The following is a 14159-nucleotide window of genomic DNA, read 5'->3' as shown; positions in this document are numbered from 1 at the left end:
TGGCCGGGCGATGGTTTGCGAATAGGTGCACCTTATCTATAGCGTTTCACCTAAGTTCATTTACGCAACGAGGTTGTTCGCTAATTGCCCTGCGCCTCCTGCTTCAGCACCATCAATGGAGAAAAGACAGTGAAGATTTCCTTCCGGACCGCCCTCGGCACCGTAGCCGCCGGTGTATCCCTGCTCGCCCTGACCGCTTGCGGTGGCTCCACCGAGTCCGGTGCAAATGCAGCAGACGCAAAAACCATCGAAATCACGCACGCACAGGGCACCACCAAGGTTCCGGTGAACCCGGAGACCGTCTACACCTTCGACCTGGGCGTGCTGGATTCGATGAACGCGCTGGGCCTCGAAGCCGATGGCGTTCCGGAAACCACCTACCCGGAGTCTCTGGGCAAGTACAACGATGCGAAGGTCACCAAGATCGGCTCCATGAAGGAACCTGACTTCGAGGCCATCTCCAACGGCAACCCCGACCTGATCATCATCACCGGCCGCACCTCGGGTTCCTACGCGGAACTCTCCAAGATCGCGCCGACCGTGGACCTCTCCGTGGATGCCACCAAGCCGCTTGAGTCCTTCAAGGAGCAGTCCGGCAAGATCGGCCAGATCTTCGACGTCGAAACCAAGGTCGACGAGCAGCTCGCCGCCCTCGACACGAAGATCGCCGACACCAAGGCCAAGAGCGCCAACGCTGGCAAGGGCCTGATCATCATGACCTCCGGCGGCGAACTGACCGCCTACGGCGCGGGATCGCGCTTCGGCCTGATCCACGACGTGCTCGGCGTTGCCACCGTCGCCGACATCAAGTCCGAGGGCGCGCACGGCGAATCGATCTCCTTCGAATTCCTGAAGACCAACAACCCGGACACCCTGTACGTGGTCGACCGCGATTCGGCCATGGGCACCGCGGGCGAGGCTTCCAAGGCCGTGCTGGACAACGAGCTGGTCAAGTCCACCAACGCGGCGAAGAACCAGAAGATCGTCAATCTGGATCCGACCGCCTGGTACATGGTCGGCTACGGCCTGAACAACACCAACAAGATGATCGACGAGGTCGCGGCGGGCCTGTAAGCGCGCCGCCAAGACCAGTCAGGCCTCGCCACACATCATGAGTGCACCAGCGCTACCCGAGACGGTCGCCGCGGATAAAAATCCCGCGGCGGCCGTTCGGCGTACCCGAAAGATTTCCGAAACCACCTGGCTGGCCGTTGGCACGATCGGCGTGCTGGCCCTCGCGTTTGTGAGCCTGTTCGTCGGCGTCTCCGAGGTGACACTGCCGCAACTGCTCTCCGGCGACGCCGGGGCCTGGGAGCTGCTGTGGATCTCCCGGCTGCCGCGCACCCTGGCCGTCCTGCTGGCCGGCACCGCCGTGGCGGTCGCCGGGTTGATCATGCAGCTGATGGTGCGCAACAGGTTCGTCGAGCCGTCGACCGTGGGCACCGTCGAGTCGGCGACGCTGGGCATCTTGGTGGTCACCGTCGCGCTGCCGGCCGCGCCGCTGATCCTGAAAATGGGCGTGGCCTCGGTGTTCGCGCTCGGCGGCACCGCGCTCTTCCTGGCGGTGCTGAGCAGGCTGCCGGTGCGCAACACGCTGCTGGTGCCCATCGTCGGCATCATGCTCGGCGGGGTGATCGGCTCGGTGACGACGTTCTTCGCCTACAGGTACGACCTGCTCCAGACGCTGGGCAACTGGATGATCGGCGATTTCTCCGGGGTGCTGCGCGGGCGATACGAGCTGCTGTGGATCGTCGCGGTGCTCACGGTCATCGGCTACGTCGCGGCGGACAGGTTCACCGTGGCCGGGCTCGGCGCGGACTTCACCACGAACCTGGGCATGAACCACAAGGCGATCATGCGCCTGGGCCTGGTGCTGGTTTCGCTGATCTCCGCGGTGGTGGTCACCACCGTGGGCGCCGTGCCGTTCCTGGGGCTGATCGTGCCGAACATCGTCTCGCTGCTCTTCGGCGACAACCTGCGCCGCGCGGTGCCGTGGACCGCGCTCTTCGGCGCGGGGTTCGTGCTGGTCTGCGACGTGATCGGCCGAACCATCCGCTACCCCTACGAGGTGCCGGTGGGCATGGTCATGAGCGTGCTCGGTGCCATCGTCTTCCTGGCGCTGCTGCTGCGAACCAGGAAGTCCCATGCCTAAGACCCTGGCCGGATCCATCCCCGTTTCCCCCGGCGGAGCCCCCGACCCCGGGCGGCGCTTCCCCCCGGGGTCGTTCTCCTGGCGGTCGTTCTCCTTCAAGCGCATGTCCCCCGCCGTGCTGATCACGCTGCTGGGCGTGCTGGCGGTGCTGGCCATCGCGTTGTTCATGACGATCGACCTGCGCGGGAACCTCTCCTATGCGCTGACCCGGCGCGGCATCCGCGTCGGCGCGATGCTGGTGGTCGCGGTGGCCGTCGGCCTGTCCACCCTGATGTTCCAGACCGTGACGTCCAACCGCATCCTGACCCCGTCGATCATGGGGTTCGACGCGCTGTACATCCTGATCCAGACGGCGCTGGTGTTCGCGCTGGGCTCCAGCACGCTGCTCACCGCCTCCCCGTCGCTGAAGTTCGCGGTGGAGGTGGGGCTGATGGTGGTGTTCTCCGGGTTGCTCTACCGCTGGCTGTTCACCGGCGGCAACGGGTCGCTTCACCTGATGCTGCTGGTCGGCATCGTGATCGGCACGCTCTTCCGCGGGTTCTCCTCGCTGCTGCAGCGGCTCATGGAACCCAGCGAATACATCGTGCTGCAGGACCTGTTCTTCGCGTCCTTCAACCAGGTGGACCCGGTGCTGCTGGGCATCTCCGCGGTGGTGGTCCTGGCGATCCTGATGGTGGTGTGGCGGCTGCGCAAGAGCTTCGACGTGCTGGCGCTGGGCCGCGAAACCGCCATCAACCTGGGCGTTGACCACCGGCGCATCGTCACCCTGGTGCTGGTGCTCTGCTCGGTCCTGGTGGCCGTGTCCACCGCGCTGGTGGGGCCGGTGACGTTCTTCGGGCTGCTGGTCGTCTCGCTCGCCTACCAAATGGTGCGCAGGTTCTCCCACGCCGCGCTCATCCCCGTCGTCTGCCTGCTCGGGGTGATCACGCTGGTCGGTGGCCAGCTGGTGCTGGAGCGGGTCTTCGGATTCGCCACGGCGCTGAGCGTGATCATCGAGTTCGCCGGCGGCCTGCTGTTCCTCTACCTGCTCCTGAAGGGTTCCCTGAAGTGATCCGCATCGAAAACCTCGTCAAGTCCTACTCCGGGACGCGGGTCGTCGACTCCGTCAGCACCGTAATCCCCGCCGGCGGCGTCACCTCCATCATCGGACCCAACGGGGCCGGCAAGTCCACGCTGCTCTCGCTGGTCTCCCGCCTGTCCCCCATGGATTCGGGCAGCGTGTCGATCGGCGGGCTGGACATTGCCCGCACGCCGAGCAAGGACCTGGCCCGCTCGATGGCGATCCTGCGGCAGGAAAACCACATCACCATGCGGCTGCGCGTGCGCGACCTGGTGGGCTTCGGCCGCTTCCCGCACTCCGGCGGGCACCCCACGGCCGCGGACCGCGTGCACATCGAGACCGCCATGGAGCAGCTGGACCTGACCGCGCTTGCGGACAGGTTCCTGGACGAGCTTTCCGGCGGGCAGCGCCAGCGCGCCTACATCGCCATGGTGCTGGCGCAGGACACCGACTATCTGCTGCTCGACGAGCCGCTGAACAACCTGGACATGAAGCACTCGGTGGAAATGATGCGCATGATCCGCCGTCTGGCCGACGAGCTGGGCAAGACCGTGGTGATCGTCATCCACGACATCAACTTCGCCTCCTGCTACTCGGACACCATTCTGGCGATGCGCGACGGTTCGCTGGTGCACCAGGGAACGCCCGCCCAGATCATGCAGGGCGACGTGCTGCGCGACGTGTACGACATCGACATCCGGATCGAGGAGATCGACGGGAACCGGATCGGCGTGTACTTCGCGTAGGGTTTTCCCGGCGCCCGCCCGGTTGGGTGTGATTTGCCCGATTTTTGTGAGGAAATGCGGGGAAGTTGCTTCGCGAGTCCGAGCTGGAAGTCTATTGTTCGGTTGGCCGCTGAACGGGAGTGTTTGTTGGCCTTGGGGTTGATATGGTCGCTCCCGTTTTTGGAGTTGCGGTGGCAGTCGGGAGCAACAGCATGGGCCGACGCTCCGGGGCTGCGGGCCATGGATCGCCCCGGCACGGATCCGCATCGATTATGCTCCGGATAACAGCCGACCGACAGCGGATCAAGGGGGAAACTCGTGGCAGAGACGGTATGGATTTTGCGCCACCGCAGGGTCAGCAAGTTGCCCAATGTCCGCAGGGACAGGGAAAGCATCATCATGATCGGGTTCTTCGCCTCCGAACAGGCAGCGCGCGATGCCATCGCACGCCATCGCGATGGCGAAGGCTTCATCGACTATCCCGACGGATGGGATATCCGCGAACTGCCGATGGATGTCCTGCTTGATGAACCCGTGGCGTACTAAATGGATGAGCATGAACACGGCCCCCTTTGGCTGGTCTACCGGTGGCAGAACGAACGCAATGAGCGTGCCGGACATGTCGAGCGACTCCACGGGGTGTTCACCACCAGGGACGCAGCCGAAAAGGCACTGCTGCGGCTGCGGAAAATCGACGGGAAAAGCCCCGGAATAGTACGGGTCGAAGAAGAATACATGGGCGCTTCCGACGGATACCTGCGAGGTTTCTTCGAATACGATCCGGCGGAGTACCGCAGGACGGGAAAACGATCCCCGCGCCCGAACAGGCACAAGGGCTTCACCGCGAAAAACCCGGAGCCGTATCGTCCATGACATGGTGCGGGCCCGGTCGATTTCGCCAGGTTGATTCCTCCCGGTCTGTGGAGTCCCGCACGGGCATCGAGGTGCTTGAAGCGCTGTGCATGCGGCCCCACTGGAGTGAGTGAATTTGCATGGCCAGGTTTGCGGTTTTTCGTTGGGCAAAATCTGATTCCTGCCCGAAAACCCGCACTTCACCAAGGGTCGAGGGTAAGTTTGACCACATCCCGGGCGTAGCGACGATGCTCATAACTATTCATTGACCTGCATATTGCGGGGGTTTTCGTGGATCCGGGACGCTGTGGGCCCAAATCCGCCGGCGTCGAGGGGTGCGAAGATTCTCTGCATGACCACGCGAAACATTGCACCGGCCACGACCAGGCCCACGCTGCGCCAACAACTTGGCGCGCGCAAACCGATCGAGGCGTTCATCGCCGAGGCCGGGAACGGAACCGGCGACGGGCCCAAGCTGCGCCGCACCCTCGGGCTGCTGCACCTGACCATGATCAGCGTCGGCGCCACCCTGGGCACCGGCATCTTCGTGGTGCTCTCCTCCTCGGTGCCGATGGCGGGCCCCGCGGTGTGGATCTCCTTTGCGATCGCCGGGCTGGCGGCGCTGTTCGCGGCGCTGTCCTACGCCGAGATGGCCGGCGCAGTGCCGGTGTCCGGATCGAGCTACACCTACACGTACGCGACCATGGGCGAGGGACTGGCCTGGATCTGCGGCTGGTGCCTGGTGCTCGAGTACGCGGTGTCGGTCGCGGCGATCGCCGTGGGCGCCGGCGAGTACCTCAACGAGATGGCCCGCACGGTGGGCCTCGACCTGCCCGCCGCGCTGACCAATCCCCCGGGCACCGACGGCGGCGTGTTCAACATCCCGGCGCTGGCGATCGTCCTGTTCGCCACGGTGCTGCTGGTGCGCGGAACCCGCGAATCGGCGGTGGTCAACACGGTGCTGGTGTTCATCAAGATCGCCGTGCTGCTCTTCTTCATCGTGATCGCCTTCAGCGCCTTCAGCTCCGGGAACTTCGACCCGCTGCTGCCCATGGGAACCGCCGGCGTCTCGGCAGCGGCGGCGCGCCTCTTCTTCTCCTACATCGGGTTCGACGCCGCCTCCACGGCCGGCGAGGAGGCCAGGAACCCGCAGCGCGACCTGCCGCGGGCGATCGTGCTCTCGATGGTGATCATCACCGCGCTGTACATCCTGGTGGCGGTTTCCGCGATCGGCGCGCGCCAGTGGAACTGGTTCGAGGGCAAGGAAGCCGCGCTGGCCCAGCTGCTGGAGGAGGTCACCGGCCAGGGCTGGGTGGCGCTGCTCTTCGCCGCCGGCGCGGTGCTGTCCATCGTCTCCATCGTCATCACCGTGCTCTACGGGCAGACCCGCATCCTGGTGGCGATGAGCCGCGACGGCATGGTGCCCGCGGTCTTCGGGCGGATTTCCAAGCGCAACGGCGCACCGGTGGCCGGCACCTGGATCACCGGCGGGTCCGTGGCGCTGGTGGCGGGCCTGGTGCCGCTGGGCCAGCTGGCCGACGCCACGAGCATCGGCACGCTCTTTGCGTTCTCGCTGGTGTCCCTGGCCGTGATCTTCCTGCGCCGCACGCAGCCGGATCTGCCGCGCACCTTCAAGGTGCCGTTCTACCCGCTGACCCCGATCCTGGCGATCGCGTTCTGCGGCTACCTGATGCTGAACCTCGGCGTGACCACCTGGGTGGTCTTCGGGATCTGGATGGTCGTCGGCGCGGCCATCTACCTGGGCTACGGCCGCCGCAAGTCCAAGCTTGCCGCCACGTGGGGCGCGCCGCTTTCCTGATTCCCGCGCGCTTGAAGGCAGCTGCCCCGGGCACCGATCGGTCGGTGCCCGGGGCAGCGCCGTATCCGGGGTTCCGGCCGGAACTAGCCTGTGCGGCCGACTTTCAGCGTGTTGCCGGTGGAGGTCAGCGCCACCGCGCCGCGCACGGCCAGGGTGCCCGCCACCAGGGTGCCCAGGATGACGGCCACCGAGAGCGGGGCCATGATCATCGCCATGCCGGCCAGCGGCAGCACCAGCACGCCGCTGACCGCGATCGCGCCGATCCCGACGCCGATGACCGGTGCCATCACGGACCCCTCGCGGGCCCTTTCCACGGTCGATCGTTCGACGCCGAGCAGGTGAAGCCCCGCGTAGAGGTCGGCCCGGTCGAGGGTGGCGGCGGCCTGGGTGATCGCGGTGGAGCAGGCGACGGACAGGAAGGACACGGCGATGGTGATCAGCACGCCGGTCATCACGTCGGCCCCGATCAGGGCGTCGGGGCTGCCGGGGTCGGATTCCCCTCCGGCGGACTGCATGAGCGCCGCCCCGCTGCCGCCGACCACCGCGACGAAGCAGGTCATCGCGACGCCGGAGACCTGCCGCCAGGCCTGGGCGGGGTTCTCCAGGATCATGCGGGCGGCGAGCAACTGCTCCGGCCTTTCCGCTCGCTTGAGCTTGGACTTGCCGATCAGCCCCACCGCCCACGGGCCGACCAGGTTCAGCGCGCCGAGCCCGAGGGCGAAGCCGCCCAGCAGCACCGCGAGCATGATCGCGAGTGACTGGAACGCCGCCATCATCGAAAACGCCTGGTAGACCGCCAGGATCAGCACGGCAACAACCAGCGCGCGGATCCAGCGCGGCGCCGGCGCCTGGGTGCGGTTGCGCACGCCCAGCGGGGAAACGATGATCCGGCGCAGCCCGAAGCCCGTGGAGGCCGCCGCGATGACCACCACGCCGGCGATCACCAGGGCGACCGTCCCGGGGGCCAGCCACATGGCGGCGCCGATGGCCGACCCCTGGAAACGGACCAGCCCGACGACCGGTGCCAGCCCCGCGTAGAGCACGGTGCCGGCCAGCGCCCCGGCAAGGGCGACGGCGGCTGATTCGACCACCGTGATGCCCACGACCAGCCCCGGGGTTCCGCCGAGCAGGCGCACCGTGGACAACCGGCGGTCCTGGCTGCGGGCCGAGAGCCGCGCGGCCGCGGCGCCCAGCACGGCCAGCGGCACCACCAGCAGGACCACGGCCAGCCCGGCGAGCATCAGGTACATGCCGGTCGCCTCGTTCTGCACGCGGTTGAAGGACAGCGCGCCGGCGGTCACCGTGAGCACCAGCGCGGAGACCAGGGCGTAGGCGCCGGCGGTGAGCAGCATCGGGGCGCGGCGTTCGCGGCTCGGCTTGCCCAGAAGCCAGGCCAGGGACAGGACGCGCATCAGTTCACCTGGCCCGGGGTCTGGGCCCTTGCAGCAGCCGGGGCAGTGTGCTCGGCGATGATGCGGCCGTCGCGCAGGCGGATGATCCGGTCGCAGCGCGCGGCGACGTCGGCATCGTGGGTCACCATGACCAGCGTGTTGCCGCGCCCCGTGGTGGATTCCATGAGCACCGCCAGCACCTCGGCGCCGGTGGCCGAGTCCAGCGCGCCGGTGGGCTCGTCGGCGAAGGTCACCCGCGCGCCGGTGACCTGGGCGCGGGCGATCGCCACCCGCTGCGCCTGGCCACCGGAGAGCTGGCCGATGCGCCGTTCCTCCAGGCCGGCCAGGCCCAGCGCAGCCAGCCATTGGGCGGCACGCGGCAGGGCCGCGGCCCGGGGCACGCCGTTGATCATCAGCGCCATCGCAACGTTTTCCACCGCGGTGAGCTCCGGGATCAGCAGCCCGGACTGGAAGACGAAGCCAAAGGACTCGCGGCGCAGCCTGGAGCGCTCGCCCTCGCCCAGCACGGTGATGTCGCGCGCCGCGGCGCCGGTTCCCGCCAGCAGCACGGAGCCGGAGTCGGGCCGCTCGATGCCGGCCAGGGTGTGCAGCAGCGTGGACTTGCCGGAGCCCGACGGACCCATGATGGCCACCGATTCACCGGCCCGGATGTCCAGGTCCACGCCGTCCAGTGCCATGGTCGATCCGTAGGCGCGGCGCAGGGCACGGGCGGAAAGCACGGGATGCGGGGACGGGGTGGCCGCCGGGCTGGGCGGGGTGTCTGGTGCGAGGTTTGCGTCGATCATGCCACCAGCATTTCAAGTTCAGCGCCGCCGGGCATCGGAGCAGATGATGACTTGCGGGAACGCCTCCTCCTACCCAGGGTGGAGACGCGCGCCGGCGGTCGGGAATCGAATCCGGTGACCGGCGGTTGAACACGGGTGATGGAACTCGTGCTCTATACCTCCGCCTTTTGCGCACCGTGCGTGCGCGCCCGCTCCGTTCTCAAGGACGCCGGCGCGCTGCTGCCCCGCGCCCGCATCCGGGAGGTCGACGTGCTCTCGAACCTTCTCGAATCCGAGGCCCGGCGCATCGAATCCACACCCACGCTGGTGGTGCGCAGGAACGGGACCGAGGTTTTCAGGGCCGCCGGGGTGCCCAGCGTGCAGCAGGTGCTGGCCGCGGCCGCCCTGGCGCTGGACTGACCGCCGGTCGTTTCCGCCGGGGTGCCGGTTCCGGCGCCGTTCAGCGCAGCCCCCCGGCCTGCAGGTTCCTGAGGAAGCCCAGCGAATCCGCGGCCAGCGCGTCCTGGGTGCTGGCCAGCGGGCGCCAGATGGAGGCCGCCGTGGCGAGGGAGTCGTTGGTGCCCGCGAAGCTCTTGAGACACAGCGGCCCGGTGTACTCGGCCAGGTCCAGCGCGTGCAGGAAGCCGTGCCAGTCGAAGTGGTCGGCGCCGACGGTGCCGCGGTCGTTGCCGCTGACCTGCACGTGGGCGATGTGCCCGACGGCCCTGGCCACCGCGGCCGCGATGTCCCGCTCCTCGATGTTCAGGTGGAAGGTGTCAAGCGCCAGTCCCAGCCCGGGGCCGAGCATCGGCTCGAGGGCGTCGAAGGCCTGGTCGACGGTGTTGACCAGGGACGTTTCGTAGCGGTTCAGCGGTTCGACGGCCAAGGTGATGCCGAGCGCCACGGCATGATCCACCAGCGGGGCCAGGCTGGAGCGCAGCTGCAGGTAGGCGGCCTCGCGCTCGGGCTCCCCCATGGACCGGGTGCGGCCGGTCGCGACATGGAACGGGCCGGCGACGGTTGCCGCGCCGAGGGCCGCCGCCGCATCGATGACCCCGCGCAGGTAGTCCTGCGTGGCGGAGATTTCCCGCGGCGAGGCGTCGACAAGGTTGCGGCCCGGCGGCATCGTCCCGATGACGACGGGGGTCAACGTGTGGTGGGCGAGGATCTCGCGGGCCGCTGCGGGGTCCCAGTCGCCGAGGTGCTCCAGCGGGAGTTCGATGGCGTCGAACCCCAGGGACGCAACGTGCGCGGCGAGCTCCCTCAGCGAGGCGTCGGTCAGCGGCGAGGTCCACACCCAGGTGTTGACGCCGAGTATGCGTTCCATGGCGGGTGGCTCCCTTGCGGTGGTTCGGATTGCCGGGATGGTCGCGGGGCCCGGCCGGGACTCCTCCGGGGTTGCGGACCGCAGCCTTTCGGCGCGAAACCGCAATCCCGCCCCTGGTTTCAGGCTACGCTCGGGCGCTGCTTCCGGCTAGGTTTCCGGCCGGGGATCCGGTTGGGGTGCGCTCAGCCGTCCCGCTTCGACGTGCGGAAACACCCCGGGCCGGGGTCCCGGTTAGTCGATCGGGCAAATGTTGGGAAGAATGGGGCGGGTGACTTCCCTGCCGATTGATGCCCCCGCCGCGCCGTGCCTGGACCGGATCGTTGCGGATTCCTCCGACCGGATCGCCTGGCTGCGGGCCCGTTCGCAGGGCATCACGGCCACCGATGCGGCGAAGCTCTCGACCCCGCGCAGCATCCAGTCCGCCGCCTGGGACAAGCTGAACGGATCGAACTTCGGCGGGAACCCGTACACCGAGCACGGGCGGACCCGCGAGCCGGTGATCGCCGCGTGGGTGCAGGAAAACTTCGGCATCGCCCCCTCCAGCCAGCTCTTCCACGCGGCGGAGAACCGCATCCACCTGGCCACCCCCGACGGGCTGGGCATCAGGGAGACGGGCACGGTGGAGCTGTCGGAGATCAAGACCACCAACAAGCCATTCAAGTCGATCCCGCGGCACTACCTGCGCCAGATGTTTTGGCAGCAGTACGTGCTGGGCGCCGAGCGCACGCTCTTCGTCTGGGAGCCGCATGTCGACTTCGTGCCGACGCACGACGAGCCGCTGACCCGCTGGGTCGACCGCGACGATGCGGAGATCGGCGACCTGATCGGCAAGGTCGACCAGATGGTTGAAATCCTGCGCCGACAGACCGCGGCGGCCCGCCGCCGCGAGGACTACGGGCCGGCCGCGCTGCGCCTGTAGCCCGGACGGGGTGCCTGGGTCTTCCAAAAACCGGGTCTTTCAAAACCGGGCTATTGCGCCCGGAATCACGCGGTTTCCCGGGCCGTGCGCGAGGCGTCTCAGGCCGGCGGCGCGCTGTTGGCCATCGGCTTGGGCAGCACGTCCGGGTAGTCCTTGTGCAGCTCGGCGATCAGGTGCTCGCGCACGTAGTTCTTCAGGTCGTACAGGTCCCCGGGGTTGCGCGCGCTGACGGCGATCGTGACCTTCAGGATGCCGCCGATCGCGTCGGTGACGTTCAGGGTGCCGACCCGGCCGTCCCACAGGTCGGTCGAGGCGAGCAGCTGCTCGGTCCGGGTCCGCAGGTGCTCGATCGGCGCGTTCCAGCCGAGGTCCAGCAGCACCGACCCGGTGATCTCGGTGGTGCGGCGCGACCAGTTCTCGAACGGCGTCGTCGTGAAATAGGTCGACGGGATGATCATGCGGCGACCGTCCAGCAGCACCACCACCACGTAGGTGAGGGTGATTTCCTCGATGTTGCCGCGCTGGGTCTCCACCACGACGGTGTCGTTGACGCGGATGGCGTCGGTGAAGGCGATCTGCAGCCCGGCGAACACGTTGGCCAGCGAGGACTGCACGGCGAGCGCCGCGACCACCGAGATCAGGCCGGCCGAGGCCAGCAGGCCGGCGCCGAGCGCCCGCACCTCGGGGATCGTCAGCAGCGTGCCGGCCACGGCAAGCACCATGACCAGCACCGTGGCGACCCGGCGCAGCAGCCCGATCTGGGTTTCCATCTTGGCCAGCCGGCGCGGGTTGTCCAGGTCGGTGCGGTACTTGGCCAGCACCATGTCCTCGAGCAGCCCCAGCAGCACGGTCACCAGCCACGCGATGGAGAGCACCAGGCCCAGCAGCAGCAGGAACTGCCAGAGCCTGACCCATTCGTTGTCCCTGAACGTGACCCCGATGGCGATCTTGGTGAAGGCGAAGTTCAGCGCCCACCACAGGGGCATGCGGCCGCGGGCGGCGTCCTTGGCCAGCTCGGGCTTGCTGCGCAGCGCCCTGGCCACCACCAGGGAAACCACGGTGGCTATCACCGCTGCGGCCAGCAGGCCTATGCCGATGACGATCCAGGGGCGTATCGGTTCGGGCAGGGCGTTGGTGTTCTCCAGGACGCCGTCGACGGTGCTGTCGAGGGTGTTGTCCAGGGTTCCTGTGGCAAAAGGCAGCATATCCACAAGGTTGTCACACGCGCTTGGGCGAAACCTGAAAATCCGGCGCCCGCGTAGCGAATGTCTCCCGCAGGTTGCAGTGCCATGCGATTTCGGCATACCCCCTTGCATTGCTTCCGAGGTGCGCGCATCCTGTGCGTGCACTATCCAGTTTTACTCGCAAAGCGTGTTAGTCATGAACAAGAAATTCGGTGCCGCCGTCGTCTCCGTCCTCGTGGCGGCCGGCCTCGGCATCTCACCCGCGGCACCCATCGCCACCGCTTCGGCCGCCCCGTATTGCGGAATCACTTGGGGTTCCGCAGCAGACACCGCCGCACACTACTCGAGTGGCCACATCACCAACGTCCGCACCGGCAGGCACGCGTGCTACGACCGCCTGGTGATCGACCTCAAGGGCAAGGCCAGGGGTTACGACGTCCGTTATGTCGCCGCCGTCTACACCGAGGGACAGGGAAAGCGGGTTCCGCTCGCCGGGGCAGCCGACCTGCAGATCGTGGTGCGGGCGCCTGCCTACACCGACTCCTTCGAACCCACCTACAACCCGTCCAACTGGGCCCGCGCCAAGAACGTCTCCGGCTACACGACGTTCAGGCAGGTGGCGTTCCTGGGCAGCTTCGAGGGCCAGACGTCCTTCGGCCTGGGCGTTCGGGCCCGGCTGCCGTTCCGCACCTTCGTGCTCACCGGGGCGGGCAACACCAGCATGCTGGTGATCGACGTGGCCCACCACTGGTAGCGGCCGCCGGACCGCTGTGCGATGCTTCACCACCGGCGGGAGCCGTGCGGCGGGGCATCGCCGTGCCAGCGGTGGTCATCGTCGGATTGATCGCGGCCGCCGGCCGGCCCGCGCGCTGCGCATTGCATGACAAAGCGGCGTCATCCTGCACGGCACGGCGCCCGATGTGCCACGATTCTCTTATGAGTATCGCCCGCCCGTACAAACAAGTCGACGTCTTCTCCTCCGCTCCCTACATGGGCAACGGACTGGCAATCGTCCTGAACGGCGAAGGCCTCAGCGACGAGCAGATGCTGAACTTCGCCAACTGGACCAACCTGGCCGAAACCGCGTTCCTGCTCCCCGCCACCGAGCCGACCGCCGACTACCGGGTGCGGATCTTCACCACCACCACCGAGCTGCCCTTCGCCGGCCACCCGACCCTGGGCGCCGCCCACGCATGGCTCGAGTCCGGCGGGGTTCCCAAGGATCCCGCGGCCGTCGTCCAGCAATGCGGGGCCGGGCTCATCGAGGTCCGCCGGGTGCCGGGCGAGGAACCGACGGACCCCGAGCGGCTGGCGTTCAAGGCGCCGCCCCTGGTGCGCTCCGGCGAGCTCGAGGACGACGTGCTCGAATGGGCGCTGACCGGGCTGGGGCTGCGGCGCGAGGACGTGCTGGCCCACCAGTGGCTGGTCAACGGGCCCAACTTTGCCGGGCTGCTGCTGCGCGACGCCGACCTGGTGCTGGGGCTCGAGCCTGACTACCAGACCCTGAACGGCCTCGAGGTGGGCGTCATCGGCCCGTACACGACCGCCGGCATCCCCACCGCTTCCTACGACCCGCAGGCCGGGGCCGATCGCCCGGCCGGTGCCCGCGAGGAATTGCGCCCGCTCTCCGAGGCCGACGAACGCCGCTCGAACCAGCGATTCCGCAATGTGGTGACGGGCCCCCCGGCCGACTACGAGGTCCGTGCCTTCATCCCCGGCGAGGGCCTGCCCGAGGATCCGGCCACCGGGTCGCTGAACGCCGGGTTCGGCATCTGGCTGACGGGTTCCGGGCTGGCCCCGGAGAACTACACGGTGCGCCAGGGCACCCGGTTGGGCCGCTCGGCGATCCTGCATGTGGACCGCACCGCCGAGGGCGTCTGGATTTCCGGGAGCTCGGTGACCTGCATCGACGGCATCGTCCATCTTCCCTAGTCGCACGGCTATC

General features: G+C 68.0%; 15 protein-coding genes. 11 read left to right on the top strand and 4 right to left on the bottom strand.

Going from position 1 to position 14159, the window contains the following annotated elements; translation table 11 throughout:
- Positions 1-129: 129 nt before the first annotated feature.
- The 7 genes from ACIQLF_RS04775 to ACIQLF_RS04745 all read left to right on the top strand — a co-directional run bounded on the left by ACIQLF_RS04775 (position 130) and on the right by ACIQLF_RS04745 (position 6608).
- Positions 130-1074, top strand: a complete 945-nt coding sequence (locus ACIQLF_RS04775; protein WP_400294918.1) for a siderophore ABC transporter substrate-binding protein — start codon at positions 130-132, stop codon at positions 1072-1074.
- 37 nt (positions 1075-1111) lie between these two features.
- A complete protein-coding gene (locus ACIQLF_RS04770) occupies positions 1112-2152 on the top strand; it encodes an ABC transporter permease (protein WP_400294916.1) in 1041 nt (346 codons plus the stop codon).
- On the top strand, positions 2145-3203 hold the full coding sequence (locus tag ACIQLF_RS04765) for an iron chelate uptake ABC transporter family permease subunit (protein ID WP_400294913.1): 1059 nt from the start codon (positions 2145-2147) through the stop codon (positions 3201-3203). The genes ACIQLF_RS04770 and ACIQLF_RS04765 overlap by 8 nt, the downstream gene beginning before the upstream one ends.
- Positions 3200-3958 (top strand): ABC transporter ATP-binding protein, encoded by a 759-nt coding sequence (locus ACIQLF_RS04760; protein ID WP_400294911.1) that lies wholly within the window; start codon positions 3200-3202, stop codon positions 3956-3958. Before ACIQLF_RS04765 ends, ACIQLF_RS04760 begins: the two co-directional genes overlap by 4 nt.
- Before the next feature lie 297 nt (positions 3959-4255).
- A complete protein-coding gene (locus tag ACIQLF_RS04755; RefSeq protein ID WP_400294908.1) occupies positions 4256-4483 on the top strand; it encodes a hypothetical protein in 228 nt (75 codons plus the stop codon).
- Positions 4484-4810 (top strand): hypothetical protein, encoded by a 327-nt coding sequence (locus ACIQLF_RS04750; protein ID WP_400294905.1) that lies wholly within the window; start codon positions 4484-4486, stop codon positions 4808-4810.
- Positions 4811-5141: 331 nt separating this feature from the next.
- Positions 5142-6608 (top strand): amino acid permease, encoded by a 1467-nt coding sequence (locus tag ACIQLF_RS04745; RefSeq protein ID WP_400294903.1) that lies wholly within the window; start codon positions 5142-5144, stop codon positions 6606-6608.
- Between the two features lie 83 nt (positions 6609-6691).
- On the opposite strand, the gene ACIQLF_RS04740 is transcribed toward ACIQLF_RS04745, so the two are convergent.
- Together ACIQLF_RS04740 and ACIQLF_RS04735 are read right to left on the bottom strand one after the other, a co-directional pair.
- Complete coding sequence (locus ACIQLF_RS04740) at positions 6692-8020, bottom strand: permease (protein ID WP_400294900.1); 1329 nt, start codon at positions 8018-8020, stop codon at positions 6692-6694.
- Positions 8020-8805, bottom strand: a complete 786-nt coding sequence (locus ACIQLF_RS04735; protein ID WP_400294898.1) for an ABC transporter ATP-binding protein — start codon at positions 8803-8805, stop codon at positions 8020-8022. The genes ACIQLF_RS04740 and ACIQLF_RS04735 overlap by 1 nt, the downstream gene beginning before the upstream one ends.
- Positions 8806-8943: 138 nt before the next feature.
- Here ACIQLF_RS04735 and ACIQLF_RS04730 point away from each other — a divergent pair, with 138 nt between their 5' ends.
- Positions 8944-9204, top strand: a complete 261-nt coding sequence (locus ACIQLF_RS04730; RefSeq protein WP_400294896.1) for a thioredoxin domain-containing protein — start codon at positions 8944-8946, stop codon at positions 9202-9204.
- A gap of 40 nt (positions 9205-9244) precedes the next feature.
- Here ACIQLF_RS04730 and ACIQLF_RS04725 read toward each other — a convergent pair whose 3' ends face one another.
- On the bottom strand, positions 9245-10111 hold the full coding sequence (locus ACIQLF_RS04725) for a sugar phosphate isomerase/epimerase family protein (RefSeq protein ID WP_400294894.1): 867 nt from the start codon (positions 10109-10111) through the stop codon (positions 9245-9247).
- 268 nt (positions 10112-10379) lie between these two features.
- Between ACIQLF_RS04725 and ACIQLF_RS04720 the strand changes: the two genes are divergently transcribed.
- Positions 10380-11030: a YqaJ viral recombinase family protein gene (locus tag ACIQLF_RS04720; protein ID WP_400294892.1), complete on the top strand. Its 651-nt coding sequence runs from the start codon at positions 10380-10382 to the stop codon at positions 11028-11030.
- 98 nt (positions 11031-11128) lie between these two features.
- On the opposite strand, the gene ACIQLF_RS04715 is transcribed toward ACIQLF_RS04720, so the two are convergent.
- The gene (locus tag ACIQLF_RS04715) at positions 11129-12235 is read right to left on the bottom strand and encodes a mechanosensitive ion channel family protein (protein WP_400294890.1); all 1107 of its coding nucleotides are present in this window, start codon (positions 12233-12235) and stop codon (positions 11129-11131) included.
- Between the two features lie 175 nt (positions 12236-12410).
- On the opposite strand from ACIQLF_RS04715, the gene ACIQLF_RS04710 reads away from it, so the two are divergent.
- Together ACIQLF_RS04710 and ACIQLF_RS04705 are read left to right on the top strand one after the other, a co-directional pair.
- Positions 12411-12968 (top strand): hypothetical protein, encoded by a 558-nt coding sequence (locus ACIQLF_RS04710; RefSeq protein WP_400294889.1) that lies wholly within the window; start codon positions 12411-12413, stop codon positions 12966-12968.
- Positions 12969-13150: 182 nt separating this feature from the next.
- On the top strand, positions 13151-14146 hold the full coding sequence (locus tag ACIQLF_RS04705) for a PhzF family phenazine biosynthesis protein (protein WP_400294887.1): 996 nt from the start codon (positions 13151-13153) through the stop codon (positions 14144-14146).
- Positions 14147-14159: the final 13 nt, after the last annotated feature.

This window comes from Paeniglutamicibacter sp. NPDC091659 (assembly GCF_044756805.1).
Taxonomy (GTDB): domain Bacteria; phylum Actinomycetota; class Actinomycetes; order Actinomycetales; family Micrococcaceae; genus Paeniglutamicibacter.
Note: the sequence above shows the minus strand (reverse complement) of the source record. Positions and strands in the feature narration are given on the sequence as shown.

Coding starts and splice junctions, on each gene's coding strand:
- ACIQLF_RS04770 (WP_400294916.1), top strand. CDS start 1,112: ATGAGTGCACCAGCGCTACCCGAGACGGTCGCCGCGGATAAAAATCCC.
- ACIQLF_RS04765 (WP_400294913.1), top strand. CDS start 2,145: ATGCCTAAGACCCTGGCCGGATCCATCCCCGTTTCCCCCGGCGGAGCC.
- ACIQLF_RS04750 (WP_400294905.1), top strand. CDS start 4,484: ATGGATGAGCATGAACACGGCCCCCTTTGGCTGGTCTACCGGTGGCAG.
- ACIQLF_RS04745 (WP_400294903.1), top strand. CDS start 5,142: ATGACCACGCGAAACATTGCACCGGCCACGACCAGGCCCACGCTGCGC.
- ACIQLF_RS04740 (WP_400294900.1), bottom strand. CDS start 8,020: ATGCGCGTCCTGTCCCTGGCCTGGCTTCTGGGCAAGCCGAGCCGCGAA.
- ACIQLF_RS04735 (WP_400294898.1), bottom strand. CDS start 8,805: ATGATCGACGCAAACCTCGCACCAGACACCCCGCCCAGCCCGGCGGCC.
- ACIQLF_RS04730 (WP_400294896.1), top strand. CDS start 8,944: ATGGAACTCGTGCTCTATACCTCCGCCTTTTGCGCACCGTGCGTGCGC.
- ACIQLF_RS04725 (WP_400294894.1), bottom strand. CDS start 10,111: ATGGAACGCATACTCGGCGTCAACACCTGGGTGTGGACCTCGCCGCTG.
- ACIQLF_RS04715 (WP_400294890.1), bottom strand. CDS start 12,235: ATGCTGCCTTTTGCCACAGGAACCCTGGACAACACCCTCGACAGCACC.
- ACIQLF_RS04710 (WP_400294889.1), top strand. CDS start 12,411: ATGAACAAGAAATTCGGTGCCGCCGTCGTCTCCGTCCTCGTGGCGGCC.
- ACIQLF_RS04705 (WP_400294887.1), top strand. CDS start 13,151: ATGAGTATCGCCCGCCCGTACAAACAAGTCGACGTCTTCTCCTCCGCT.